The organism is Anaerotignum sp. (assembly GCF_017483025.1).
Taxonomy (GTDB): domain Bacteria; phylum Bacillota; class Clostridia; order Lachnospirales; family Anaerotignaceae; genus Anaerotignum_A.
This window is the reverse complement of record NZ_JAFUMA010000106.1, coordinates 1-23,595: the sequence shown is the minus strand read 5'-3', so window position 1 is coordinate 23,595 and position 23,595 is coordinate 1. Positions and strand designations below refer to the sequence as shown.

Here is a 23,595-nt window from a genome sequence, read left to right as displayed (position 1 = left end):
ATGTATACCATTCGTACTTTGAACAACATCGCAGAAACAGGCCTGGCAAGACTGCCCGAAGAAACCTTTGTTGTGGACAACAACGCAGAAGACCCCAATGGCATTATCCTGCGCAGCTTTGACATGCATAAGATGGAACTGAACAAAGGCCTGCTGGCCGTTGCCAGAGCAGGCGCTGGCACAAACAACATCCCCATCGATAAATGCACAGAAATGGGCGTGCCCGTATTCAACACACCCGGTGCCAATGCCAACGCCGTAAAGGAACTGGTACTGGCTGCTTTATTTGCATCCTCCAGACGCATCATCGCCGGTGCTACATGGGTACAGACCCTGAAAGATGGCGATGAAAACGTTGAAAAAGCTGTCGAAGCCGGAAAGAAAAATTATACCGGCCCCGAAATTGCAGGGAAAACTCTTGGCGTCATCGGTCTGGGTGCCATCGGCGTACAGGTTGCCAATGCCGCGCTGGACTTAGGTATGGATGTTATCGGCTATGACCCCTTCCTTTCCCTGGAAAGCGCATGGCATCTGTCCCCCAACGTTGTCCATGAAGAATCCATGGAAGAACTGGTTGCCAAGGCAGATTACATCACATTACATATTCCTCTGAACGATAAAACAAGACATACATTCGACGAAAAGCTGTTCTCCGTAACGAAACCCGGAGCCCGCCTGCTGAACTTTGCCCGCGGCGGTCTGGTTGATAATGAAGCATTGAAAAAAGCCATCGCAGACGGCATCATCGCCCGCTATATGACAGACTTCCCTTCCGAAGACCTGCTGGGCGACCCCTGGAATATCATCGTAACACCTCACCTGGGCGCTTCCACTCCTGAAAGCGAAGAAAACTGTGCCATCATGGCGGCTCAGGAGATCAGAGAATACCTGACCTACGGCAATATCAAAAATTCCGTGAACTTCCCCAACTGCGTAGTTCCTTACAACGGCAAACCCCGTATCTGCATCTGCCACCAGAACATCGTGAACATGATCGGTCAGCTGGGTGCGGTTTTCACCAAATACAGCGTAAACATCGACAAACTGGTAAACAACTCCAAAGGCGAACTTGCATATAACATCATCGTATGCGATAATTTACCTGAGAATATTCAGGATATGATCGACGACCTGTACGCAATCAACACTGTTATCAAAGTACGTATTTTGAAATAAGGAGGATACCCCTATGGCAACCATCAGACCCTTTATGGCCATCCGCCCTGCGGCAAATTACGCAAAAGATGTGGCGGCACTGCCCTACGACGTAATGAACAGCGAAGAAGCAAGAGAAATGGTAAAGAACAAACCCCTGTCCTTCCTGCATGTAGATAAAGCCGAAGTAGACCTGCCCGTGGGCACAGATATTTACAGCGACGAAGTTTACGCAAAGGCGAAGGAAAATATGGATGCTCTGGTAGCAAATGGCATATTGGGTCAGGATCTTCTGCCCAATCTGTACATCTACCGCCTGACCATGAACGGCAAGAGCCAGACTGGTCTGGTTTGCTGTACTTCCGTTGATGAATATATCAACGGCACCATCAAAAAACATGAACTGACAAGAGCGGACAAGGAAGCAGACCGTATCCGCCACGTGGATACGCTGAACGCCAACACAGGCCCAATTTTCTTGGCATACAAGGAAAATCCCACTGCCAAAGCCATCATCGACGGATGGACAGCAGCAGTAAAACCCGAATATGATTTCGTTTCCGAAGACGGCATCGGTCACACCGTATGGGTGATCGACAGTGATACAGAAATCGGCATGCTGGTGCAGTCCTTCCAGGATGTAGAAAATCTCTACATTGCTGACGGCCACCACAGAAATGCTTCCGCCGTAAAGGTTGCCCTGAAGCGCAGAGAAGCGAATCCCGATTACACAGGCGAAGAAGAATTCAACTATTACCTGTCCGTTCTCTTTGCGAAAGATGAACTTTATGTAATGGACTACAACCGTGTGGTAAAAGACCTGAACGGTTATGATGCTGTTGGTTTCCTGGAAGAGATCGGCAAGAAATTCATCGTGGAACCTTACGAAGGCGAAGGCCCTTACAAGCCCGAAGAACTGCACACCTTCGGTCTGTATCTGGAAGGCAACTGGTTCAAGATGACAGCAAGAGAAGAGATCATCACAGACGACCCTGTACTGGGTCTGGATGTTTCCATCCTGCAGAAGGAACTGCTGGAACCTGTACTGGCCATCGGCGACCCCAGAACAGACAAGCGCATCGACTTCATCGGCGGTATCCGCGGCCTGAAAGCACTGGAAGAAAGAGTAGACAGCGGCGAAATGAAGCTGGCCTTCTCTATGTTCCCTACTTCCATGGAAGAACTGATGGATGTGGCAGATGAAGGGCTGACAATGCCTCCTAAGTCCACATGGTTCGAACCCAAGCTGAGAAGCGGTCTGTTTATCCATGATTTAGGTTAAAGACCTTCTTCGAGGGCTCTGCCCTCGAACACCTGCAAGGAGCTCAGCCCCTTGACCCGATACTTTTTGTAAATGAAAAACAGTCTCTGTATCCCATACAGAGGCTGTTTTTATTTTCAAAAAATTCCAGAAGGATTATTTTTGTTTCGGCTCATAATAAAGATATCGAAAAGGGAGGGATAAAAAATGAACAAATTCACCACAGGCATGCTCATCGGCGGTGCCATGACCATGGCAGGCATCGGCTATATGATGAAGGACAAACGGGCTTATCAGAAGGTCGTGAAAAAAGGGAAAAAGATGGTAGTAAAAGCAGAAGAAGCCATCGATGACATGATGGACAGCATGATGCCCTGACCCCTATACAAAGCAAAAGAGCAGATTCTGGTGTGATCTGCTCTTTTGCTTACAATTATTATTAGGGAAGGGTATATACTATGTATTCAAAAGGTGGTCCGTTCCTTTTGACATTCTTATCATATCATCCATTTTTGAATGGCATTTGTACAAAATCCGAAGAATTTCTTAAGAAATCCTGAACGAATTATGAACAAGAAAAAGGAATGGCTTTCGCCATTCCTTTTGATTTTTATTTGCTCAGCAATTCGATGCCTTTTTTGATTCTGCGGATAGATTCTTCCTTACCCAGGATATCTGCCAGTTCCATGGCGCCGCCGGGAGATGTAGGTTCGCCGGACAGGGCTGTTCTGACAGGCCACAGCAGCTGACCATTCTTGATGCCCAGTTCGCCAACCAGCGCCATCAGTGTATCGTGGATCACTGTTGTATTCCAGTCTGTGATGCCTTCCATCACGGGCAGAGCAGCCTGCAGGCTAGCCAGGGCGATCTCATCGTTTGTTTTCATTTTCTTATGGGTATACAGTTCTGTGCCGTATTCAGGCAGTTCCTTGAAGAATGCCACCAGACCGGGGATATCATTCAGTGTTTCCAGACGTTTCTGCAGCAGAGCAGCGATCTTTTTCAGATCCAGGTCTGTACCAGCCAGGGCTTCTTCCAGCTTAGGCTGTGCCAGTTCGAAGTATTTATCGAAATCCATGGCTTTCAAATATTCACTGTTCATCCATGTCAGCTTCTTGATATCGAAGATGGAAGGAGATTTGCTCAGGCCGGCGATATCGAATTTTTCTTCCAGTTCCTGCAGGGAGAAGATCTCTGTGTTATCGGAAGGGCTCCAGCCCAACAGAGCGATATAGTTCATGATCGCTTCTACGACATAGCCTTCATTCACCAGATCTTCGAAGGATTTGTCACCGTGACGTTTGGACAGTTTATGCTGTGCATCACGCATAACTGCAGGCAGGTGTACATATACAGGAGGTTCCCAGCCAAATGCCTTATACAGCAGATTATATTTGGGTGTGGAGGACAGATATTCACTGCCGCGCACAACGTGCGTAATATTCATCAGGTGGTCATCCACAACGTTTGCAAAGTTGTATGTGGGGAAACCATCGGCTTTCATCAGGATCTGGTCATCCAGTTCTGTGTTGTCTACTGTGATATCGCCGTAAACAACGTCGCTGAATGTTGTTGTGCCTGCATCGGGCATTTTCTGACGAATTACGAAGGGTTCGCCTGCATCCAGTTTTGCCTGTACTTCTTCTGCGGACAGATGCAGACAGTGGCGGTCATATTTTGCGAAGGAAGCGCCTTCTGCATTTGCTTCTTTCAGGCTTTCCAGTCTTTCTTTTGTGCAGAAGCAGTAGTATGCTTCGCCCTTCTCTACCAGTTCTTTGGCATAGTCCATGTACATACCCATACGTTCGCTCTGTACATAGGGGCCGTAATCGCCGCCGATATCGGGGCCTTCGTCATGCTGCAGGCCTGTCATTTTCATTGTTTTGTAGATGACATCGATGGAGCCTTCCACCAGACGACCCTGGTCTGTATCTTCGATACGCAGGATAAATTTACCACCCTGAGATTTCGCGATGAGGTATTCATAAAGCGCAGTACGCAGGTTACCGATATGCATATAGCCCGTAGGAGAGGGCGCAAATCTTGTTCTGATTTCCATAGTTTTTCTTCCTTTCTGAAAATAATCGGACATTCCTCATATTAGTTTAAACGGAAATGCCCCCGCTGTAAAGAATAATCCCCCAAAAAAGCCGAGAAAATGTAAATTAACTGTAAACGATCTGGCTTTTTATTGCTTAAAAAAACCTTTTTATGATATACTTTCTGATAATATCATCTAAGAAATTATGAGGAGTTGATCTCATGCAATTAGATAAAGAAAACATCCGCAAATTGCGGGGGTTGATCGTTTTTACTCTGGTGATTCTGGTGGGCCTGCTGCGGTTCGATGTGGTGCTGGGGGCAGCGAAATTCATCCTGCATATCCTGATGCCCTTTATTCTGGGCGGCGCTATCGCTTTTGTGCTGAGCGTGCCCATGGGACGCATCCAAAAACGCTTGTTTGGCCACGCAAAACCCGGCAGCAAGCTGGAAAAGGCCGCTGCCCCCCTGAGCCTTGTGCTGGCATTGGCTCTGGTCATTGTCATTTTGGGCCTGGTGGTCGTTGTTGTTCTGCCTGAACTGGGCAGCACCATCGCCATGCTGGGCAAAACCCTGCCCGAAAAAGTTCCTGCTCTGCTGAAAAAAGTGGAACTGCTTTTTGCAAATAACCCCGAACTGGTCCTGTATATCGAAGAGATCGAATCCAACCTGAAATGGGATGAAATCCTTAATCAGATGGTAACCTTCTTCCGCGTAGGCGCAAATACCATGCTGGATTCCACCATCAGCGTTGCCACAGGCATTGTCAGCGGTGTCGGCACTTTCTTTATCTCCTTCGTTTTCGCCTGCTATATCCTGCTGCAGCAGCAGTTTTTGAGCAGACAGATGAAAAAGCTGTTCTTTGCATATATAAAAGAGGAACATGCCAAAGAAGTCCTGCGTATCTGTTCCCTAACCTATCGCACCTTTTCCAGTTTCCTGACGGGGCAATGCCTGGAAGCCGTCATCCTAGGTGTCATGTTCTTCATCGCCATGACCATTTTCCGCTTCCCCTTCGCTGTGTTGGTAGGGGTACTGATCGCTTTCACCGCCCTGATCCCTATTTTCGGGGCATTCATCGGCTGCGCCGTTGGGGCGTTCCTGATTTTGACAGTAAATCCAACACAGGCACTGGCTTTTGTCATTATGTTCCTGATTTTGCAGCAAATCGAAGGGAATCTGATTTATCCTAAGGTGGTCGGCGGCTCCATCGGCCTGCCCGCTATCTGGGTGCTGGCGGCAGTTTCCCTGGGGGGCAGTCTGTTCGGGGTGCTGGGCATGCTGGTGTTTATCCCTGTGGTATCTGTGCTGTATGCCCTGCTGAGGGAAAACGTAAACAAGCGGCTGGATGAAAAAAATCTGAACATCCAATAAAAATAAGACCATCGTAAATTCGATGGTCTTTCTTTTTTATTCTGTGGCTGGGTTTTCTTCCAATGTTTCCAGATAGCGGCAAATGGCTCTGTAATAGGCGGCGGCTGCTTTTTTACAGCCTTCCTCCGTGCCAAATTCTGCTACATCCTGTTCATTAGTGATGAAGCACTGTTCCACCAGAACAGCAGGACAATCCATATTTTTCAGCATGCCGAAGGTATCCATATCGTAAATTTCCATATCAGTGGAATCCACCAGAACTTTTTCTCCGCTGCTGTCATAATAGCCAAAACGCACGCCTTCCGTACCGCTGCCCCGCAGCTTTGCCCCTACGGTCTCCATTTCTTCCGCCAGAAGCCGGGCAAAGGCAAGGCTGACCTCATGGTTTTCATAACCGGGAGGGGATGGATAACATTCGAAGCCATTGGCGCTGCTGTCGTCACTGGCATTGCCGTGAACGGAAAGCATCAGATCAGGGTGCTTTTTCTGAAATTTTTCATTCCGCTCGGTGATAGACATATCTTCCCCTTCCTTGCGGGAAAGGATGATGCGAAAACGCCCATCTTCTTCCAGAAGGGTCTGCAGTTCCGCAACGGTGCGTTCCGTCAGTTCCACTTCGTTGATGATGCCCTCTGCGCCGATATCCACGCCGCCATGGCCTGCGTCCAGGGCAATCGTATATGGTTTATGGAAAAAGGTATAGTATGCCAGAAAGCCAAAGTAGCCGATGGCAAACAAAATCACCGCAATTTTCAGTTTTCCCAGCAAACCGCCCTTCCGCTTGCGGCGGTGGCTGCGCTGCTCATATGTGGTTCTTGGCTGCCGCTGCTTTTTGGGCGGCTCATATTCACGCCAGTTTTTGCCTTTCATGTCTTTCTTCCTCTCATCTTCCCCTGAAACGAGTTGCTTCTTCCAGTATAAACCAATCTCATCGGAAGAACTTGAAGATTTTCTTAAAATTTCTTAATTAAATTTCAAATTTTTCATTTTCCTTTGTAATTTTTACGATCGTTTCGCCATAGCCCAGCTGTCTCAGCATTTCGCAGACATCAAATCTGCCCCAGAAATGCATGGGGAAGAGAACAGGCGCACCTACGGTCTGCAGGAAATAATTAACTGCCCAGAAATATTTATCCTGCAGGCGCAGATCGGCGGGGACGAAAGCAACGTCGATTTTCTCGCCTTTCAGCTTATCAATCTCTGTGGTGTAGCTCTTTTTGATATCATCGTTAAAGAAATCAGGCTCGCCATTCCAGTGCCACCAGTTCAGATCACCAGCATGGTAGATGGTTTTGCCATCGGCTTTCACCAGAAATGCCACGCCTTCATCATTGGACTGGAGGGTTTCGATATGGATACCGCCAAAATCATGGCTTTCATGGGGATTCACTCTAAGAATTTCCCCTGCAAAATCCATCTCTGTCCGCACGTCGGAAGAAAGGACGTACTTTACATTAGGCAGAGCGCCCCAGTTCAGGATGCGTCTGTCGTAATGGTCTTCATGGGCATGGGATACAAATACAAAAATATCCTTATCACCGTATGCCGCAGGGTCGAAATAAGCCTTGCGGCCGCCTTCTGTATAATAATCGAACAGCAGGACCTTTGTTTCCAGTTCCACGGAAAAGCCGCTGTGGTGCAGATATGTCACGTTCATGGTAATCTCTCCTTTGCAAAAAATATGTTTTCATCATACCATAAACAGAAAAAGCACGCAATCGCGTGCCTTTTCTCTGATACTTATAAGTAATTTGCAGGGTCCTGATAGACGTCATTTAACTGAATCTCATAATGGCAATGGGTGCCTACCGCCATGCCTGTTTTCCCCGTCAAGCCGAGGACATCACCTTTTGCCACCTTATCACCAGCCTTTACATCCAGCTCAGAAAGATGGGCATAAAGGGTCGTGTAGCCATTCAGATGGTTGATCTTCACATAGTTGCCTTTGCTGCTGTCAAAGCCCGCTTCCAAAATGATGCCGTCGGCTGTGGCATGAACAGGAACATTACCCTCAGTCGGAAAATCCATACCCGTATGCTTTTTAAAGGAATCCTCCCCCATGACGAAAGGAGCGGACACCGTCATGCTGTCCGTAGGATAGCCGGTGGGAATATAGCCATTCGATACCGTCTCAGCTATTGTGTTTTCTTCTATCATAACATTTGTCATCTGCTGTTCCGGAGAAATCTCCTTCTCCTCTATCGAATTTGCTGCGCCTTCCGCCGGATAGTCAGATAGACTGTCGGGATTCGCCACTGTTTCGGATGCTGTAATTTCATCTTTTGTCGCAGCATTTGTTGCCTTCTGCTCTGCAAAAATCTCCTGTTCTTCTATGGGGTCTGCCCCTCCATAACCGACCAGACAACCGCAGCTCAGTGCCAAAATCAATGTCATAGCGATCAATGCCATACCTCTTTTTCTCTTTTCTCCGTTCAAAATTTCCACCAGCCTTTCCTGTAATGCCTTTTTGCCGTCGGTAAAACAGGTGGTCAGCGCCGCCTGCTTTTGAATGCCCCGTTCTGCTTCCTGCAAAATCATCAGGCTGTACGCCTTCCGATATACCATATCCTTTTCCTGCACCGCTTCCCCATCGCAGGAAATTTCCAAATCCCGATTTGCCCGCTTCGCCATGAACCACACCAGAGGATTGAACCAATGGATGCTCCTTGCCATCACAAGCAGGAATTTATACCAGATGTCTTTTCTACGCCAATGAATCAGTTCATGGCAGAAAATCATTTCCAGTTCCTGTTCGCCATATTCCTCATGGGGCAGGTAAATCTTCGTATCAAACAAGCCTACTGCCATGGGCGTTTCTAAGGCTGGGCAGATGAACAACGGCGGTCTGCTCTCCCCTGCTGTTTCTGCATAAAACTTTGCCGTTCCTTCGGAAGGGGCTTTTTCCCAGCGTTTCAGCAATTTTTTCAACTGATAGGTAGAAGCTGCTGTGCGCAGCAGTGAGATCGACGCTCCTGCCAACCAGAGGGCAAATACAATTTGCATCGGCATAATCAAATTTGTCTTTTCTTCCGCCGCGTTCCTCATTTCAGTCAGGGTTACAGGAGCTTTCTCTGCTTCGGCAGCGACATTCGCTGCATCCCTGCTTAAATCAACAGGAACCCACTGCACCATGGTCTCCTGGGGAATATCCAGTTGAATCGGCGCTGTTTCCGCGGGCAAGGTCAGGTTCCATGGCACGATGAGCCGCAGAGCGATGATCAGCCAGACAAAATAGGCCAGCTTTGCCGTGTACCGTTTCGACAGCTTCGGCAGAAGCCACAGGCCAACAAGGATGACGGGCGCCATCCAAAGGCTAATCTTCAGATATTCCAGAAAAATGCCCATGGGCTCACCCCCTTGTCTCCTGCTCGATGAATGCTTTCAAATCTTCCAGCTCTTCTTTCGTCACAGAATGATTTTCGTAGAGACACGCCACCAGGTCTCTCAGGGAACCGCCGGTCCATTTCTGGAAATAGCGGCGGCTGTCCTCCGCCAGATATTCCTCTTCAGATACCAGAGGGTCGTAATAGCGGCTTTTGCCCTGTTTCTCTGTGGCAAGGAAACCGCGATTCACCAGCCTGCTCAGAAGAGTCTGCAAAGCGGAAAGGTTCCAGGGACGCTCCTTTTGCAGTTCTTCCCGGATAGCGGAAGTGCTGATGGGCGTTTCGCTGCGCCAGATGACCTGCATCACTTTCAATTCCGTATCAGGCAATTTTTGTTTTTCCATTTTTTCACCTCATTTCACATACATTTGTATGTTTTTATATTTATAACATACACTTGTATGTTTAAAATGTCAATAAAAAAGTCTCTCTTCATAAAAATTTAAGAAAAGAGACTTCATTTTCATATATTTAGATGGCACGCATTGCCCCGGTATGAGGATCCATGATAAAGCCCAGAACTTCCAGGTCCTTAGGCAGAAGGGGATGTTCCTGAATGGCATCTACAGTGCTCTGTACGGAATCATAAATATCTCCGAAACCAGTCAGCCACTGCTCTACGTTCTTGTGGTTTTCATCCACATGGTCGATGGCTTCCTGGGTGATTCCGCGGGCTTTCATTTTCGCAATCATTTCCTTAGGGTCTAACAATCTGCCGCCGCAGTCATCGTGACCGATGACAAGGACAGTATCCACGCCCAGTTCATACACTGCCACCAGCAGGCTGAAAATAACGCTGCCGTAGGGGTGCATCACACGGCCACCGGCGTTTTTGATCAGCTTTACGTCACCATTTTTCAGGCCCAGTGCTGCAGGAAGCAGTTCTGTCATGCGGGTATCCATGCAGGCCAAAATGGCGATCTTACGGTCGGGATATTTTGTTGTGGCATATTTTTCGTATAATCCATGCTCAACGAATACACGGTTGTATTCCAGCATCTTTTTGACAAATTCATTCATGGAAATCACCTCTTATGTAAATCTTTTCTATGATTATACTGTATTTTCGGAAAAATGAAAAGACCCTGGAAAAACCAGGGTCCTTCGTTTTTAAGGTTGAGAGCAAGCCTGTAAGCCGGGTTCTGTTTTTCAGACAGCCATCTATCTTGGTCCGCTGTTGCCAGCGGCATCATGCGACTTTTTCGAGACGGAACGAGCAGCCCCATAGTCTCTGTTTGTCTTGCTTCGGGTGGGGTTTACAGGGACCCGCGACGTTACCGCCGCAGCGGTGGGCTCTTACCCCACCTTTCCATCCTTACTCGATATGGCAAGCCATGATCAAGCGGTCTATTTCTGTTGCACTATCCTTGGAGTCGCCTCCACCGGCCGTTAGCCGGCACCCTGCTCTGCGAAGCCCGGACTTTCCTCATCGGTGCTGACGCACCAGACGCGACTGTCCAACTTACTCACATAAGCGGAGAATGGCAGACACAAAAGCAGTTAAAATAAGTTTACTTATTTTAAATAGCTTTATGGCTGCTTTGCGTAGCAATGGTACCGAAAATCCGAAGGATTTGAGATACTCTCCGCATAAAATCTAAAACATTATAAATCAAAAACTTTTTCTTGTCAAACCTTAAAACAGCTGCCGCCAACAAATTCCTTGATCAGGGAATTATTGGGAATCTCCAGCCCGGGCGCCGCCAGGAAATAACCCAGGAATTTGATGAGACGTTTCGCCGTTACATATTCAGGCATGGAAGAATCAATGGCGAAAAGCTGGGGTTCCGCGTACTGCTTCAATACGCTCAGTTCATACAGCGTCGCAGAATTGAAAACCGCATCGGCATTTTCCTGGAAGGGGAAGATATTGTCTTCTTCGCCCTGAGTCACCTCGTTCCATGTGGAAATCGTTGTTCTGGCATCTCTGCCGCGGAACTGATGGTCGCGCACCATACGGCGGATCAGGCGGCTGTCGGAAGTAGAAATGCGGTTATGGTCATCAATATTCAGCTGCGTAATGGCGCTGATGAAAATTTTGAATTTATTTTCCGCGGGGATCTCCGCTGTCAGGCGGTCATTCAAGCCATGGATACCTTCCATGACCAGAACCTCCCCTTCGCCCAGCTGAACAAAATCGCCGTTATATTCTCTTTTTCCTGTGATGAAATTGTAGAAAGGCAATTCCACCTTTTCGCCGGCAATGATCTTCTTCAAATCTTCGTTCAGCTGTTTCAGGTCAAGGGCTTCGATAACTTCAAAATTCTTCTTTCCGTTTTCATCCAGAGGGGTGTCGTCTCTGTTCAGGAAATAGTCATCCAAAGAAACCTTATGGGGCTTCACGCCAAGAACCTTCAGCTGGATACTCAGCCTGTTGGCAAAGGACGTCTTGCCGGAGGAAGAAGGGCCTGCGATCAGCACTACGCGTACCTTATCCATTCTCTGATAGATTTGATCGGCGATTTCTGCAATTTTCTTTTCATGGAGCGCTTCATTGATGCGAATCAGGTCGCCAAATCTTCCCTCAACGATGCTGTTATTCAAATCTGCCACGTTGGAAACGCCCATCAGCTGGCTCCAGCGCATCTGTTCCATGAAAGTTTTGCTGATTTTGGGAGAATCCTGGAAAGGCAGCAATTCTGCAGGGTTCGCGGGGTCAGGGAAACGGATCAGAAAGCCGTTCTCATAAGGCACCAACGCAAACAGCTTCAACACGCCCGTGGAAGGAGGCATATAGCCATAGAAATAGTCATAAAAGCCGTCCAGTTCATACAGATTCACATTGGACGCACGGCGGAAACGGAACAGTTCCGCCTTATCCTGCATCCCCTGTTTTTTCGCAACTTCGACGGCTCTGTCCTTGCGGAAAGTCTTTTTCCCAATGGGCAGGTCCGCCGCCACATAGGCTTTCATTTTATCTTCAATTTTTTGCAGCAATCCTTCTGTCACTGCGATTTCAGGGTCTCTGATTTCGCAGTAAAGATTGCCGCGGAGGGAATGTTCAATGGCAACCATGGCATCTTCGCCGATAACGTCCCGCGCTGCTTTCACCAGCAGAAAGGATACGCCGCGGTGATACACGCGCATGCCCTCTTCATCCCGTAGGTCAAGGAATGAAATATCTTCCCCATCCTTGATCTGATAATCCAGTTCCTTCAAGGAATTGCCTTGCTTTGCCAACAGGATGGCAGAGGGAAATTCCCCCTGAAATTCTTTCGCCAGTTCGCCAAAGGTCATCCCCTCTTTAATCTGCATTTCTTTCCCCATAACATTTATTTTATTTGTTTCCACAAAATGCACCTCCTTATAACACGGAGCGTTCCGTGCTTCGCACTCCCACGCTCCTAAAATCATTCAAAAATCGCCTATCGGCTTCTTTTCTCATGATTTTGCAGGTTTCAAAGTTATAAATTTTTCTGCAGGCAGAAAATTTATGAACTTTTTGAACCTTTGGTTTACACGTGCCAAAAAGTCTGTCCATCCACCCTGGAGCAGACAACTTCCATATCCCAGCCATTTTTCTGTGCCGCTTCTGTCAGTTTTTTCTGCAGCACGGGCACAATCAGTACTTCGCTTTCGTAATGGGTCACATCTGCCACAGCGATGCCCTTTTCCACGGCTTCCTGGGCGTCGTGATATTTGATATCTGCAGTCAGATAGGCATCACAGCCCTTTGCATGGGCAAGGGCCACAAAGCCCACGCCTGCGCCGGTACAAAGGCCCACTTTTTTCACCATCTTATCGCCATCGCCCACCAGACGGATGGCATCCAGATGCAGTTTTTCCTTCAGCATTGCGGCAAATTCCCTGAAAGGCACAGCTTCCGGCAGTTCGCCGATGCGGCCGATACCTTCTTTTTTGCCCTTCTGTTCCACGGGGTAGATATCATATGCTGCTTCTTCATAAGGATGGGCGGAAATCATCGCTTTTACCACTGCGTTCACCTGTTCCGCAGGAACGATAGTCTCCAGACGAATTTCATCGGCAACTTCCAGTTTGCCCTGCTCGCCAAGGAAAGGATTCGTACCTTCCAGAGGCAGGAAGGTGCCTTTGCCCGCTGCGCCAAAGGTGCAATGGGAATATGCACCGATATGGCCTGCGCCTGCTTCGCACATGGCGTTTCTGACAACATCTTCATGGCCAACAGGCACGTAAACTACGATTTTTTTCAGCGCCTGCGCCCATGTTTCGTCGAGGATTTCGATATTCTGCAGACCCGCCAGCTCTGCCAGCACGTCGTTTGTGCCGCCCTGCGCCACATCCAGATTCGTATGAGCGGAAAAAGCAGCGATACCATTTTCGATCAGGTTAAAAATACGTCTGCCCAATGCGTTTTCTGTAGTAATGCTTTCGATTTTTTTGAACAGCAGCATGGGATGGTGCGTTACGATCATATCCGCACCGATGGCCTTCGCCTCTTCGATGACAGGCTCAATGACATCCAATGCCACCAGAATCTTCTTTACTTCCCTTTCGGGGTCGCCGATGGCAAGACCGGGGTTATCCCAGCCTTCCGCCAGTTTCTTCGGGGCGATGCTTTCCATCACGCCCATGATATCCTTTACTTTTACAGACATGCCAATGCCTCCCTCATCAGAGCCAGCTTTTCTTCCACCTCGGGCAAACGCTTCTGGGCGTTTTCCGTGGGGTTATCTTTCAGATTGTTGAAAAGTCGGCTGTATTTTCCTTCTTCATGCAGTAGTAATTCTTTCAAAACGGGGTCTTTTTTCTTCAAAAGCAGCTTGCCGTAGAGATAATCGATCTCCCTGTCATATTTTTCTTCTTCCCTTTCGCAGCGCATCAGCACATAGGGCTTATTATCCTCTTTCAGCATATGCTCTTCTTTGATGGCAAAGCCGATTTTGTGGAGATATTTTCGCACCTCGCCAAAATCCCGCTGAGGAGAAAGCACCAGTTCCTTCAGGCTTGCTGCCACTTCCGGGCTATCCTGCAGGATATGTACGATGAGCATACCGCCCATGCCCGCCATGATGGCTGTTTCTGCTTCGCCGGGCTTGAGGGGGATGAGACCACTGCCAAGGCGAGTCTCGATAACATCTTCCGCGCCGTATAATGCGATATTCGCCCTGCATTTTTCCAGAGGGCCTTTGCGCACATCGCAGGCGTAGGCCTTTTTGATCCTGCCGTTTTTGTATAGATAAATGGGTACATAGCCGTGGTCAGTACCAATATCCGCAATGATTTCATTGGTGACAAGACCTGCTACCAATTCTAATCTTTTCGAAATATCCATTGTATTCTCCTTGTAAAAAAGGGCGTGACAAATATGTCCGCCCTTTTATTTATCTTATTCCAGGTAGTCTTTCAGTTTTTTGCTTCTGCTGGGATGGCGCAGCTTACGGAGCGCCTTCGCCTCGATCTGGCGGATACGTTCTCTGGTAACATTGAATTCCTTGCCCACTTCTTCCAGCGTTCTTGCTCTGCCATCGTCCAGGCCAAAACGCAGACGGAGTACCTTTTCTTCTCTTTCTGTCAGAGTATCCAGCACTTCGATGAGCTGTTCTTTCAGCAGTGTGAAAGCCGCCGCTTCCGCAGGGGCGGGAATATCATCATCGGGAATAAAGTCGCCCAGATGGCTGTCTTCTTCTTCGCCGATGGGAGTTTCCAGAGAAACAGGTTCCTGCGCGATCTTCATGATCTCGCGTACTTTTTCCTCAGGCATCTGCATTTCCACAGCCAGCTCTTCTGCGGTCGGTTCACGGCCCAGTTCCTGCAGCAGCTGTCTGGAAATACGGATCAGTTTATTGATGGTTTCCACCATATGCACGGGGATACGGATGGTTCTGGCCTGATCCGCAATGGCGCGGGTGATGGCCTGTCTGATCCACCATGTTGCATAGGTGGAGAATTTGAAGCCTTTGTGGAAGTCGAATTTCTCAACGGCTTTGATCAGACCCAGGTTACCTTCCTGAATCAGATCCAGGAAAAGCATGCCGCGGCCAACGTATCTCTTCGCGATACTAACTACCAGACGCAGGTTTGCTTCTGCCAGTTTCTTTTTGGCTGCTTCGCCTTCGGGGCCGCCTTCTTCCATTTTCTGAGCCAGTTCGATCTCTTCTTCTGCGGTCAGCAGAGGAACCTTACCGATCTCTTTCAGATACATACGCACGGGGTCATCGATATTGATACCTTCGGGCAGTGTCAGGTCCAGTTCTTTTTCGACCTCTTCTTCTGCTTCGATATTCCCGAGGATATCGATACCCTGGCTTTCCAGATATTCATAGATACGATCGATGCGGTCAGGATCTAAGTCCAAATCCGCCAGATGATCCATGATCTCCTTATATTCCAATACGTTTTTTTTCTTTTTGGCCATCTGGACCAATTCTTCCAGCTTAGTCAATAATGTTGTTTCTTCGACGGATTTCAACGCAATCCTTCCTTTCTCTGTTCATATAGTCTAACCATATCAAATGGTAATATACAGGGAATCCAGTTTTCTCTTGGCTTCCACCAGTCTTTGGATCTCTTCCACCGTGGCGGCGGTTGCCGTCAGATGGTCGATCTTTGTCCGTTTCAGCCGTTTTACCTGTTCATTGATGGCTTTTTCCATATCTGCCCCGTTTTCCGTAGGCAGCTGCACGGCGAAAATCTCCGTTGCCATTTTCTGTTCCTTTGTTTCCTCAAAACGGCTCACCAGATCGGCAGGGAACACATGGCCTGAGGAACTCCAAAGTTCGCCGATATGGGTAAATGCTCTGCGGAAGACGTCTTCCGTGAAATCATCCTCCTCTATGATGGTTTTGAGGGTTTCATATACGCCCTGATGCTGGGCACAATAGTATAAGAGACTTCTTTGGGCTTCCAAAAGCCCTTTTTCTGTTTTCCTGCCTTCCACGCTGTAGGTCTTCAAATTCTGCTGCCGCCGTTCCGCTTCCTTTTGGAAAGCCTCATCTTCTTTTCGCATCAGTTTTCTGATCTCACTGCGGATGGCTTCTTCTTCCACGCCTGTGACCCGGCTGACTTCGCCCAGGTAGACGTTGCGTTCGATCTCGCTGTCCAGTTTTGCCAGGATCTCCGCCGCTTCTGTGGCGAAGCGCACGCGGTGTTCCGGGTTTTTCAGGTTATATTTCCGCTGGATGCAGGCGATCTCGAAGGATATATAATACACAGCATTGACTAATAATTTAGAAAATTCCGCTGCGCCCTTTGCCTTGATAAATTCATCAGGGTCTTTCCCATCGGGCACCTGAGTGACCTTGACACGGAACCCATTTTTGACCAGCACGGGGATGGCCCGCAGCGCTGCATTGGTTCCGGCTTCGTCGCTGTCATAGAGCAGGATGACATCGTCGGCGAAACGCTTCAATGTCCTTGCGTGCTCCTGATTGAAAGCAGTACCCAGGGATGCCACAACATTGTGGAACCCTGCCTGATAGATGGAAAGCATGTCCATATAGCCTTCCACCAGAATGAGTTCCCGTTTCCTTGCCGCCTTCGCAAAATTCAGACCATAGAGGTTTCTGCTTTTGCTGAAGAGGATGGTTTCGGGAGAGTTCAGATATTTTGGTTCGCCCTTGGCAAGGATGCGCCCGCCGAAGCCGACCACTCTGCCCTGCACATCGAAAATGGGGAACATCAGACGACCACGGAAACGGTCATGATAGCCTTTGCCGTCTTTATTTTCCAGCACAAGGCCCGTTTTCAAAATATCCGATACGGTGAATCCTTTTTCTTTCAGATGCTTGAAGAGAGCATCATATCGGTCGGGGGAATACCCGATGCCGAATTTTCTGGCAATACGGGGGTCCATCTGTCGTTTTTGAAGATAGGCTCGCGCCTGTTTCCCCTCCTCTTTCTGCAGGCAATCATGGAAAAACCTGCCTGCGGTGGTGTGTATGTCGAACAGTCTTTGCTTCAATTGTTCTGCCGCGATAGCCTGAGCGTTTTTTTCCGGCTCCGGCAAAGTGATATGGGCTCTGTCCGCCAGGCGCTTCATAGCTTCGGGAAAATCACAGTTTTCCATTTCCATCAGGAAAGAAAACACATTGCCCGCCGCGCCGCAGCCGAAGCAGTAGTAAAACTGTTTTTCGCTGTTGACGGAAAAGGAAGCTGTCTTTTCGTTATGAAAAGGGCATAACCCAAAATAGGAACTGCCCTTCTGCTTCAATGGAACATACTGGGAAATGACTTCGACGATATCGTTTTGCAGGCGTACTTCATCGACGACCTCTTTCGGATACCTCATTTCCCTCACCCCACTTTTCAAACTCCATTACATCCAAAAAGGAAGCTGTTGCACTTCCCTTCTGCTATATAAATTCGACATTTTTGCGGAAAATCCTTCTCCATTGTATACATTTTGTAGGGATGAACAAAAAATTTGTGAAAACCCCTTGACTTTTTCAAACTTTGTGCAAAATGCAGTAATGATTTTACCCAAAATTGTTCTGTTTTTCCCTTGTAAATTTTAGAGACGCCACTCCTGAGGGATAAACAGCTCATTATATTTCGCCACGGCAAAACGATCTGTCATGCAGGCGATATAATCGCAGACCACCTGGCGGACAGGGTCGCCATCCTCCAGCAATGCCTGAAATTCAGAGGACATCTCCTCGGGATATTCCATGTAATATTCAAACAGATCGCCTACGATTTTTTCTGCTTTTTTATGCTCCGCAAGGGCCACATCGCTGGCATACACATGGCGGAACATAAAGCTGCGCAGGTCTTTCAGGGTCTGGCGCATTTCTCCGCTCATGCGGATATCGTTGATATCCATGCTGTTGGTGATGGTATCGCGAACCATGGCATTGATACGACTGCTGCTTCTGGTTCCGATGAGGGCAACGATATCCCTGGGAATATCGCGGGGGCGCAGCATCCCTGCGCGGATGGCATCGTCGATATCATGGTTCGTATACGCAATTTTATCGGAAAGCTGCACGATTTTCCCTTCCAGCGTAGAGGGACTGCCGCTGGTGCGGTGGTTCAGAATACCATCTCGTACTTCCCAGGTCAGATTCAGCCCACGACCGTCTTTTTCCAATCTTTCCACCACACGCAGGCTCTGCTCATTATGGGCGAAACCACCAGTGTCTTTGCAAAGCTCGTCCAGTTTTCGTTCCCCGGCATGGCCGAAGGGAGTATGGCCCAGGTCATGGCCCAGAGCAATGGCCTCTGTCAGGTCTTCGTTCAGTCGCAGTGCACGGGCAATACTTCTGGCGATCTGGGATACTTCCAAAGTATGGGTCAGGCGGGTGCGGTAATGGTCGCCTTCGGGGGAGATGAACACCTGGGTTTTATGCTTCATGCGACGGAAGGATTTGCAATGGATGATACGATCTCTGTCCCGCTGGAAATCCGTACGGATATCGCATTTTTCCTCTTCCCTCTGCCGCCCTTTTGTATTGACGCTTCTGGCGGCATATTGCCCCAGCATTTTTTCTTCCAGTTCTTCCTGAAACAGCCGTAATTCCATATCTTTCCCTCCTTTTGTACGCAAAGTACAAATTTCTCCTATTACTTTTAAAATACGCCGTTTCCTTCAGAAATCCTCTTTTTCTAATAGAAAAAGCCTTGAAAAATCAAGGCTTTCGTTTTCTTTATCTTTGATTTGCGCCTGCTATTTTCCGCAGCTTTTCATGCATGGTTCCCATGACCGCCAGAATAACGAACAGGAACACAGGCAACAGCGCCACGCTGATATGGTTGGCGATGAACCCAAATAAAGGGGGCATCACGCAGAAGCCCACATAGGCGCTTGCCATCTGTACCCCGATGATGGCCTGGGATTTTTCCGCCCCGAACAAAGACGGGATAGAATGGATGATACTGGGATAGATAGGCGCACAGCCCAAGCCCACCAGCATCAGACCACCCAGAGCAGAAACCTCGCCCAAGGGCAGCAGCATCGCCGCAACGCCAATGAAAATAATACTGCAGCCCAGACGGATCATATTGGCATCGTTCAATTTGAAGGTCAGAAACCCGCTGATACCCCTGCCAATGGTGATGCCCAGATAAAACATGGCTGCAAAGGATGCCGCTTTTTCCGCCGTCATGCCGCCCTTCAGCACCAGATAGCTGGCGGCCCAAAGGCCCGCCGTCTGTTCCAGGGCGCAATAGCAGAAAAAGGTCAGCATGATCTGCTTCGCGCCGGGGATGGCAAAAACCTCTTTGAAGGTCAAAGGCTTTTCCTGCTTTTCCATCCGCTGGTGCAATTGTTTCTGTCCCCGCCAAAGGGGCAGGCTCAAAAACAGGAACACCGTCAGAAATACCTGGAAAATGGCGATATAACGATAACCCATATTCCAGGGCTGACCGCCTGTCAGGGCCCAGCCCATGATATAGGGGCCTGTTGCTGCCCCTACGCCCCACATACAATGGAGCCAGCTCATATGGTGGCTTTTATAATGCAATGCCACGTAGTTATTCAATGTGGCATCCACGCCGCCAGCCCCCAGACCATAGGGAACAGCCCACAGGCAAAGCTGCCAGAAGGACGTGCAGACGGAAAAGCCAAACAGACCGATAGCCGTCAAAGCCACACTGCAGGCGGTCATCTTCCCGGAACCTAATTTCTTTGTCATCCGTTCACTATTCAGGCTGGAAACGATGGTGCCTGCGCAAATGATGGTAGATACCACCCCTGCATAGGACAGGGGCACGTCAAATTGCCGATAGATAGTAGGCCAGGCGGAGCCCAACAGGGCATCGGGCAGACCCAGACTGATAAATGTAATGTAAATCACTGCCAAAAGCAGATGTGTCATATGTTTCTCACCTCAAAAACAAAAGCGATGCCACAGTTCCCTGCGAGATCGCTTTTTCTTTCTAAAATACTTACTCGGGCACTTTTCCTCCGCCGTGATATTCGGCATATTTTTTGCCCCGCACCTGCACAAATTCCATTTCAGGATAGCGCATTGCCGTCAGATAGCCGCCATAAACGCATCCCTGGTCGATATCCACCGTACGATTGACGATCTCCGGCTTTTCCACCACCGTATGCCCATAGACCACAAAGGGCTGACCATCATATTCCGCAGCCCAATCCAGACGTTCGGGCTTTCCGTTTTCATCGAATCTGCCCGTGGTTTCCCCATACAGACAGACCGCCCGGATTTTATTGGAAAATTTTCCAATAGATTCGGAGCGCAGACCACCATGGACAACTGCAAGCTGTTTCCGATCCAACAGCAGATAGAAGCACTGGCTTTCATAGCAGCGCATATAACGATTGCGGAAAGCCATCCGTTCTTCCTTGGGCAGTTTTTCCAGTTCGGCCACGGTAAATTCCAGACCATGGGACAGATGGACACGGTTGCCGAGGAAATAGCGGTACAGCTTATTGCAATGATTGCCATGTACCCAGAAGGCACCGCCATGGTTTACCTGGTCGATCCAGAAATTCAGACATGCCAGATTCTTGCGGCCCTTATCCGCCACATCGCCTACGGAGATGAGCCTTCTGCCTTCGGGATGGACATAGCAGCCATCCTTCTCTTCATAGCCCAGCTTTTGGATCAATTCCATCAGTTCATCATAACATCCATGGACATCCCCAACGATATCAAATTTATTTTCCCGAAATTCCAATATACGGAAATTCCGCTCTCTTCGCTCCTTCATCTACAGCTTCCTTTCAGGAGTTTTTTCTATTCTCAGACTTCTCTAGTATAATCATACCACAAAATCAGGTTTATTTATAGGAAAAAACATAAAAAACTTCTGGAAGCATATATATAAGGAAAGAAAAACCACGGAGGCACCCATGTATTCCAACAAAAAAATCCCCGCACCCTTCGCCCAGCCCCGGCAAAACAACAGACGAAAAGAACAAGCCGCAGGAGAAATGGCCGCACCCACACTGCAAAAAAAATTTGCAAAAACGGAACCCGTTCCCATCATGGCAGAAGAAAAAGGAGCTCCCCAAAAAGCAACGCAACACAACGCTTTTCCTTTGCTGGCACTGGCATTTTTAGAATTATTTTCACAGGAAAAATAAAAGAAGGATGGCTTCTGCCATCCTTTTTTGCACGGTCACAGTCCCAGCATTGCCATGATCTGTGCCAATTGTGCCTGTTCTTCTTTGGGCAGGCTTGCTGCCACCGCCGCCAGCAGGGCTTTCTGTTCCTCCGGGGGCAGTTGCCCGCCCTCTGATAATTTTTCGCCATATTCCAGAAAAATATCCAACCGTTCCATGCCCGTCTTGCCCTTACATTTTTCCGCCGCTTCCCGCATCAGCTTCAGGCGCGCTTCTCCCAGAGCCTGCACCTCCGGCGTATCCCATACGTTCATTTCAAGCCCTCCTGTTCCATGATCTCTTTCATATCCATCATCTTCAAAATCGTTTCCATCTGATTTTTCTCTTCCACAGGAAGATACTGCCCTATGGCCCGAAGCATCTTTCTCTGTCTGAGCCGGGTCGGTTCTTCCTGCCGTTCTCTGGCTTCCAGAAGGCCGCCGCTCAGCACCCGCTTCATCTCCATCAGGCGAACGATGATATACAGATCCCTCTGGTATTCCCGATTCAGAAACGGGATGGCTGCAGTGATCATATTTTCATTCCGGCTGCGGGCAAAAAGTTCGACTTCCTCTTTCTTCTCCGTCGGCGGTGTGCTTTCCTTTGCGGCAGGCGTTCCCATAAGCCGCTGCAATCTTTGCATCCGCTGCATCATCTTCAGAGCATCCTGTCCCTGTTCCCCCATCAGCGCCGAAAGCATCTCCATCTGGTTTTTTTCTGCCACAGGCATCCTCTCCTTTTTCTTCCTGAAATAAAGATATGCCCAGAAGTCCCCAAAAATGCTTTTTCACATATTTTGGTAAGGAAAGGAGATGCTTGCCATGTCTTTGATGAAACACCTTTTTTCTGCGGAAACGCCCAGGCGAAGGCTCTCCATCGCTTTTCTGGATACGGGGGTCTCTCCTGTGGAAGATTTTATTCTGCCGGAAAACCGCATCGTGGCTTTTCGGGATCTGATCAACGGGAAAACAGCGCCCTATGACGACAACGGTCACGGCACCCATGTCACAGGAGCATTCCAAAAACTGAAAAACCCCCTTCCATAAGGAAGGGGGTCTTTCCGGAGTTCAATATGAGCTGCATCTAATTAGGGTAGATGAGGTCATCGAGTTTCAACCATAATAGTAGAACATACAAAGCGCTGTCATCAATATGATGCCGCAGTCCAGCAAACTTTGTACTATTTTTTTCGAAATACTCATATCAATCAACTCCTTGAGAAGCTTTTAACAAAATCGTTCTTAGCCCATCAAATTAGGCAGGAACAGGGAAATTGCGGGTACATATGTAATGAACAACAGTGTGATGATCATCAGGATCAGGAAAGGAATGATACCTTTGATAACGTTGTCCAATGTGGTTTCGCCTACACGGGATGCTACGAACAGGTTTACGCCCAGTGGAGGAGTGATGAAACCGATTGCCAGGTTAACTACCATGATGATACCAAAGTGTGTAACGTCTACACCCAGAGCAGATACTACAGGCCACAGGATAGGAGCCAGGATCATGATAGCACACAGTGTTTCCATGAAGCAGCCAACGATCAGCAGCAGGATGTTGATCAGCAGCAGGATCAGGATCTTACTGTCTGTCAGAGACAGCATCATAGATGCAACTGTTGTAGGGATACGGCCCAGTGTCAGAACTTTGGAGAAGCCCGCAGCACAGCCGATAACGATCAGGATAGATGCTGTTGTTTCGCAAGCATTTCTTGTCAGATCCATCAGTTTTCTCAGGTTCAGTTCTTTGTAGATGAAGCAACCTACGATCAGGGAGTAGATTACGGATACAGCAGCAGCTTCTGTTGGTGTGAAGATACCACCGTAGATACCACCCAGGATGATAACAGGAGACAGGATCGCCCAGAAACCTTCTTTTGTTTCATGCAGGGCTCTCTTTGCGCTGAAAGGTTCTGTATCACCTTTGTAGCCCATTTTCTTTGCATAGAAGTAGGAGTAAGCGATCAGAACCAGACCGATCAGGATACCAGGTGCGAAACCTGCCAGGAACAGGCTGGATACGGAGCTGTTTGTTGTTACAGCGTAAATAACCATGGGGATACTGGGAGGAATGATAACACCAATGGAACCAGCAGCTGCGATCAGCGCCAGTACGAATTTTTTATCATAACCTTTTTCCAGCATTGTAGGAACGACCATACCACCTACAGCAGCTACTGTAGCGGGGCCGGAACCGGAGATAGCCGCGAAGAACATACATACAACGACTGTTACGATAGCCAGACCACCCTGGATTCTACCGAAGAATACGCTGGCCAGATTCAGCAGTCTCTTGGAGATACCGCCGCCGCCCATCAGTTCACCGGCGAAGATGAAGAAGGGGATAGCCATTGTAGGGAAAGAGTCACAACCGGTTACCATGTTCTGTGC

The 23,595-nt window shown here is 48.5% G+C and carries 23 protein-coding genes and 1 other RNA gene; 6 read left to right on the top strand and 18 right to left on the bottom strand.

The annotated features are described in order from the left end of the window. The 3 genes from IJ369_RS09225 (at nt 1) to IJ369_RS09215 (ending at nt 2,794) form a co-directional block, all read left to right on the top strand. Nucleotides 1–1,176, top strand: a complete 1,176-nt coding sequence (locus IJ369_RS09225; protein ID WP_290718374.1) for a 3-phosphoglycerate dehydrogenase family protein — start codon at nt 1–3, stop codon at nt 1,174–1,176. Between the two features lie 13 nt (nt 1,177–1,189). Then, nucleotides 1,190–2,437 (top strand): DUF1015 domain-containing protein, encoded by a 1,248-nt coding sequence (locus tag IJ369_RS09220; RefSeq protein WP_290718372.1) that lies wholly within the window; start codon nt 1,190–1,192, stop codon nt 2,435–2,437. A 186-nt stretch (nt 2,438–2,623) separates the two neighbouring features. Continuing rightward, nucleotides 2,624–2,794 (top strand): hypothetical protein, encoded by a 171-nt coding sequence (locus IJ369_RS09215; RefSeq protein WP_290718370.1) that lies wholly within the window; start codon nt 2,624–2,626, stop codon nt 2,792–2,794. Between the two features lie 232 nt (nt 2,795–3,026). Here IJ369_RS09215 and gltX read toward each other — a convergent pair whose 3' ends face one another. Beyond that, the gene (gene gltX / locus IJ369_RS09210; RefSeq protein WP_290718368.1) at nt 3,027–4,475 is read right to left on the bottom strand and encodes a glutamate--tRNA ligase; all 1,449 of its coding nucleotides are present in this window, start codon (nt 4,473–4,475) and stop codon (nt 3,027–3,029) included. Nucleotides 4,476–4,678: 203 nt separating this feature from the next. On the opposite strand from gltX, the gene IJ369_RS09205 reads away from it, so the two are divergent. After that, nucleotides 4,679–5,830 carry an AI-2E family transporter gene (locus IJ369_RS09205; protein WP_290718366.1) on the top strand — a complete coding sequence of 384 codons (1,152 nt, stop codon included), beginning with the start codon at nt 4,679–4,681 and terminating at the stop codon, nt 5,828–5,830. 36 nt (nt 5,831–5,866) lie between these two features. Here the strand turns inward: IJ369_RS09205 and IJ369_RS09200 are convergent, their stop codons facing one another. From IJ369_RS09200 to IJ369_RS09135, 14 genes are all read right to left on the bottom strand, one after another. After that, complete coding sequence (locus IJ369_RS09200; RefSeq protein WP_290718364.1) at nt 5,867–6,700, bottom strand: N-acetylmuramoyl-L-alanine amidase; 834 nt, start codon at nt 6,698–6,700, stop codon at nt 5,867–5,869. A gap of 97 nt (nt 6,701–6,797) precedes the next feature. Next, nucleotides 6,798–7,487 (bottom strand): MBL fold metallo-hydrolase, encoded by a 690-nt coding sequence (locus IJ369_RS09195; RefSeq protein WP_290718362.1) that lies wholly within the window; start codon nt 7,485–7,487, stop codon nt 6,798–6,800. Nucleotides 7,488–7,570: 83 nt separating this feature from the next. After that, entirely contained in the window at nt 7,571–9,175 is a 1,605-nt protein-coding gene (locus tag IJ369_RS09190; RefSeq protein WP_290718360.1) for a M23/M56 family metallopeptidase, read from the bottom strand. A gap of 4 nt (nt 9,176–9,179) precedes the next feature. Further along, the gene (locus IJ369_RS09185; protein WP_290718358.1) at nt 9,180–9,557 is read right to left on the bottom strand and encodes a BlaI/MecI/CopY family transcriptional regulator; all 378 of its coding nucleotides are present in this window, start codon (nt 9,555–9,557) and stop codon (nt 9,180–9,182) included. A gap of 127 nt (nt 9,558–9,684) precedes the next feature. Next, the gene (locus IJ369_RS09180; RefSeq protein ID WP_290718356.1) at nt 9,685–10,233 is read right to left on the bottom strand and encodes a beta-class carbonic anhydrase; all 549 of its coding nucleotides are present in this window, start codon (nt 10,231–10,233) and stop codon (nt 9,685–9,687) included. Between the two features lie 95 nt (nt 10,234–10,328). Then, an RNA gene (gene rnpB, locus IJ369_RS09175) (RNase P RNA component class A) lies at nt 10,329–10,682 on the bottom strand. A gap of 160 nt (nt 10,683–10,842) precedes the next feature. Further along, entirely contained in the window at nt 10,843–12,504 is a 1,662-nt protein-coding gene (locus IJ369_RS09170; protein WP_290718354.1) for a nucleoside kinase, read from the bottom strand. A gap of 164 nt (nt 12,505–12,668) precedes the next feature. Beyond that, on the bottom strand, nt 12,669–13,790 hold the full coding sequence (locus IJ369_RS09165) for a Nif3-like dinuclear metal center hexameric protein (RefSeq protein WP_290718352.1): 1,122 nt from the start codon (nt 13,788–13,790) through the stop codon (nt 12,669–12,671). Beyond that, nucleotides 13,781–14,467 (bottom strand): class I SAM-dependent methyltransferase, encoded by a 687-nt coding sequence (locus IJ369_RS09160; protein ID WP_290718350.1) that lies wholly within the window; start codon nt 14,465–14,467, stop codon nt 13,781–13,783. Before IJ369_RS09160 ends, IJ369_RS09165 begins: the two co-directional genes overlap by 10 nt. A gap of 54 nt (nt 14,468–14,521) precedes the next feature. Then, on the bottom strand, nt 14,522–15,604 hold the full coding sequence (gene rpoD, locus IJ369_RS09155) for an RNA polymerase sigma factor RpoD (protein WP_330612988.1): 1,083 nt from the start codon (nt 15,602–15,604) through the stop codon (nt 14,522–14,524). A gap of 39 nt (nt 15,605–15,643) precedes the next feature. Then, complete coding sequence (gene dnaG, locus IJ369_RS09150; protein ID WP_290718348.1) at nt 15,644–17,422, bottom strand: DNA primase; 1,779 nt, start codon at nt 17,420–17,422, stop codon at nt 15,644–15,646. A gap of 222 nt (nt 17,423–17,644) precedes the next feature. Beyond that, nucleotides 17,645–18,655, bottom strand: a complete 1,011-nt coding sequence (locus tag IJ369_RS09145) for a deoxyguanosinetriphosphate triphosphohydrolase (RefSeq protein WP_290718346.1) — start codon at nt 18,653–18,655, stop codon at nt 17,645–17,647. Nucleotides 18,656–18,779: 124 nt separating this feature from the next. After that, nucleotides 18,780–19,949, bottom strand: coding sequence for an MFS transporter (locus tag IJ369_RS09140; RefSeq protein ID WP_290718344.1), 1,170 nt, complete (start codon nt 19,947–19,949; stop codon nt 18,780–18,782). 70 nt (nt 19,950–20,019) lie between these two features. After that, complete coding sequence (locus IJ369_RS09135; RefSeq protein WP_290718342.1) at nt 20,020–20,808, bottom strand: metallophosphoesterase; 789 nt, start codon at nt 20,806–20,808, stop codon at nt 20,020–20,022. 142 nt (nt 20,809–20,950) lie between these two features. On the opposite strand from IJ369_RS09135, the gene IJ369_RS09130 reads away from it, so the two are divergent. Then, nucleotides 20,951–21,184 carry a hypothetical protein gene (locus tag IJ369_RS09130; protein WP_290718340.1) on the top strand — a complete coding sequence of 78 codons (234 nt, stop codon included), beginning with the start codon at nt 20,951–20,953 and terminating at the stop codon, nt 21,182–21,184. 35 nt (nt 21,185–21,219) lie between these two features. Here the strand turns inward: IJ369_RS09130 and IJ369_RS09125 are convergent, their stop codons facing one another. Both IJ369_RS09125 and IJ369_RS09120 read right to left on the bottom strand, forming a co-directional pair. Continuing rightward, entirely contained in the window at nt 21,220–21,477 is a 258-nt protein-coding gene (locus IJ369_RS09125; protein ID WP_290718338.1) for a hypothetical protein, read from the bottom strand. After that, complete coding sequence (locus IJ369_RS09120) at nt 21,474–21,926, bottom strand: hypothetical protein (protein ID WP_290718336.1); 453 nt, start codon at nt 21,924–21,926, stop codon at nt 21,474–21,476. The genes IJ369_RS09125 and IJ369_RS09120 overlap by 4 nt, the downstream gene beginning before the upstream one ends. Before the next feature lie 97 nt (nt 21,927–22,023). Between IJ369_RS09120 and IJ369_RS09115 the strand changes: the two genes are divergently transcribed. Then, nucleotides 22,024–22,248, top strand: a complete 225-nt coding sequence (locus tag IJ369_RS09115) for a hypothetical protein (protein WP_290718334.1) — start codon at nt 22,024–22,026, stop codon at nt 22,246–22,248. A 195-nt stretch (nt 22,249–22,443) separates the two neighbouring features. Here IJ369_RS09115 and IJ369_RS09110 read toward each other — a convergent pair. Next, on the bottom strand, nt 22,444–23,595 hold a 1,152-nt coding region (locus tag IJ369_RS09110; protein WP_290718332.1), incomplete at its 5' end, for a TRAP transporter large permease.

Coding starts and splice junctions, on each gene's coding strand:
- IJ369_RS09185 (WP_290718358.1), bottom strand. CDS start 9,557: ATGGAAAAACAAAAATTGCCTGATACGGAATTGAAAGTGATGCAGGTC.
- IJ369_RS09130 (WP_290718340.1), top strand. CDS start 20,951: ATGTATTCCAACAAAAAAATCCCCGCACCCTTCGCCCAGCCCCGGCAA.
- IJ369_RS09135 (WP_290718342.1), bottom strand. CDS start 20,808: ATGAAGGAGCGAAGAGAGCGGAATTTCCGTATATTGGAATTTCGGGAA.
- IJ369_RS09145 (WP_290718346.1), bottom strand. CDS start 18,655: ATGGAATTACGGCTGTTTCAGGAAGAACTGGAAGAAAAAATGCTGGGG.
- IJ369_RS09125 (WP_290718338.1), bottom strand. CDS start 21,477: ATGAACGTATGGGATACGCCGGAGGTGCAGGCTCTGGGAGAAGCGCGC.
- IJ369_RS09200 (WP_290718364.1), bottom strand. CDS start 6,700: ATGAAAGGCAAAAACTGGCGTGAATATGAGCCGCCCAAAAAGCAGCGG.
- IJ369_RS09140 (WP_290718344.1), bottom strand. CDS start 19,949: ATGACACATCTGCTTTTGGCAGTGATTTACATTACATTTATCAGTCTG.
- IJ369_RS09195 (WP_290718362.1), bottom strand. CDS start 7,487: ATGAACGTGACATATCTGCACCACAGCGGCTTTTCCGTGGAACTGGAA.
- IJ369_RS09215 (WP_290718370.1), top strand. CDS start 2,624: ATGAACAAATTCACCACAGGCATGCTCATCGGCGGTGCCATGACCATG.
- IJ369_RS09220 (WP_290718372.1), top strand. CDS start 1,190: ATGGCAACCATCAGACCCTTTATGGCCATCCGCCCTGCGGCAAATTAC.
- IJ369_RS09205 (WP_290718366.1), top strand. CDS start 4,679: ATGCAATTAGATAAAGAAAACATCCGCAAATTGCGGGGGTTGATCGTT.
- IJ369_RS09180 (WP_290718356.1), bottom strand. CDS start 10,233: ATGAATGAATTTGTCAAAAAGATGCTGGAATACAACCGTGTATTCGTT.
- IJ369_RS09160 (WP_290718350.1), bottom strand. CDS start 14,467: ATGGATATTTCGAAAAGATTAGAATTGGTAGCAGGTCTTGTCACCAAT.
- IJ369_RS09225 (WP_290718374.1), top strand. CDS start 1: ATGTATACCATTCGTACTTTGAACAACATCGCAGAAACAGGCCTGGCA.
- IJ369_RS09190 (WP_290718360.1), bottom strand. CDS start 9,175: ATGGGCATTTTTCTGGAATATCTGAAGATTAGCCTTTGGATGGCGCCC.
- IJ369_RS09165 (WP_290718352.1), bottom strand. CDS start 13,790: ATGTCTGTAAAAGTAAAGGATATCATGGGCGTGATGGAAAGCATCGCC.
- IJ369_RS09115 (WP_290718334.1), top strand. CDS start 22,024: ATGTCTTTGATGAAACACCTTTTTTCTGCGGAAACGCCCAGGCGAAGG.
- gltX (WP_290718368.1), bottom strand. CDS start 4,475: ATGGAAATCAGAACAAGATTTGCGCCCTCTCCTACGGGCTATATGCAT.
- dnaG (WP_290718348.1), bottom strand. CDS start 17,422: ATGAGGTATCCGAAAGAGGTCGTCGATGAAGTACGCCTGCAAAACGAT.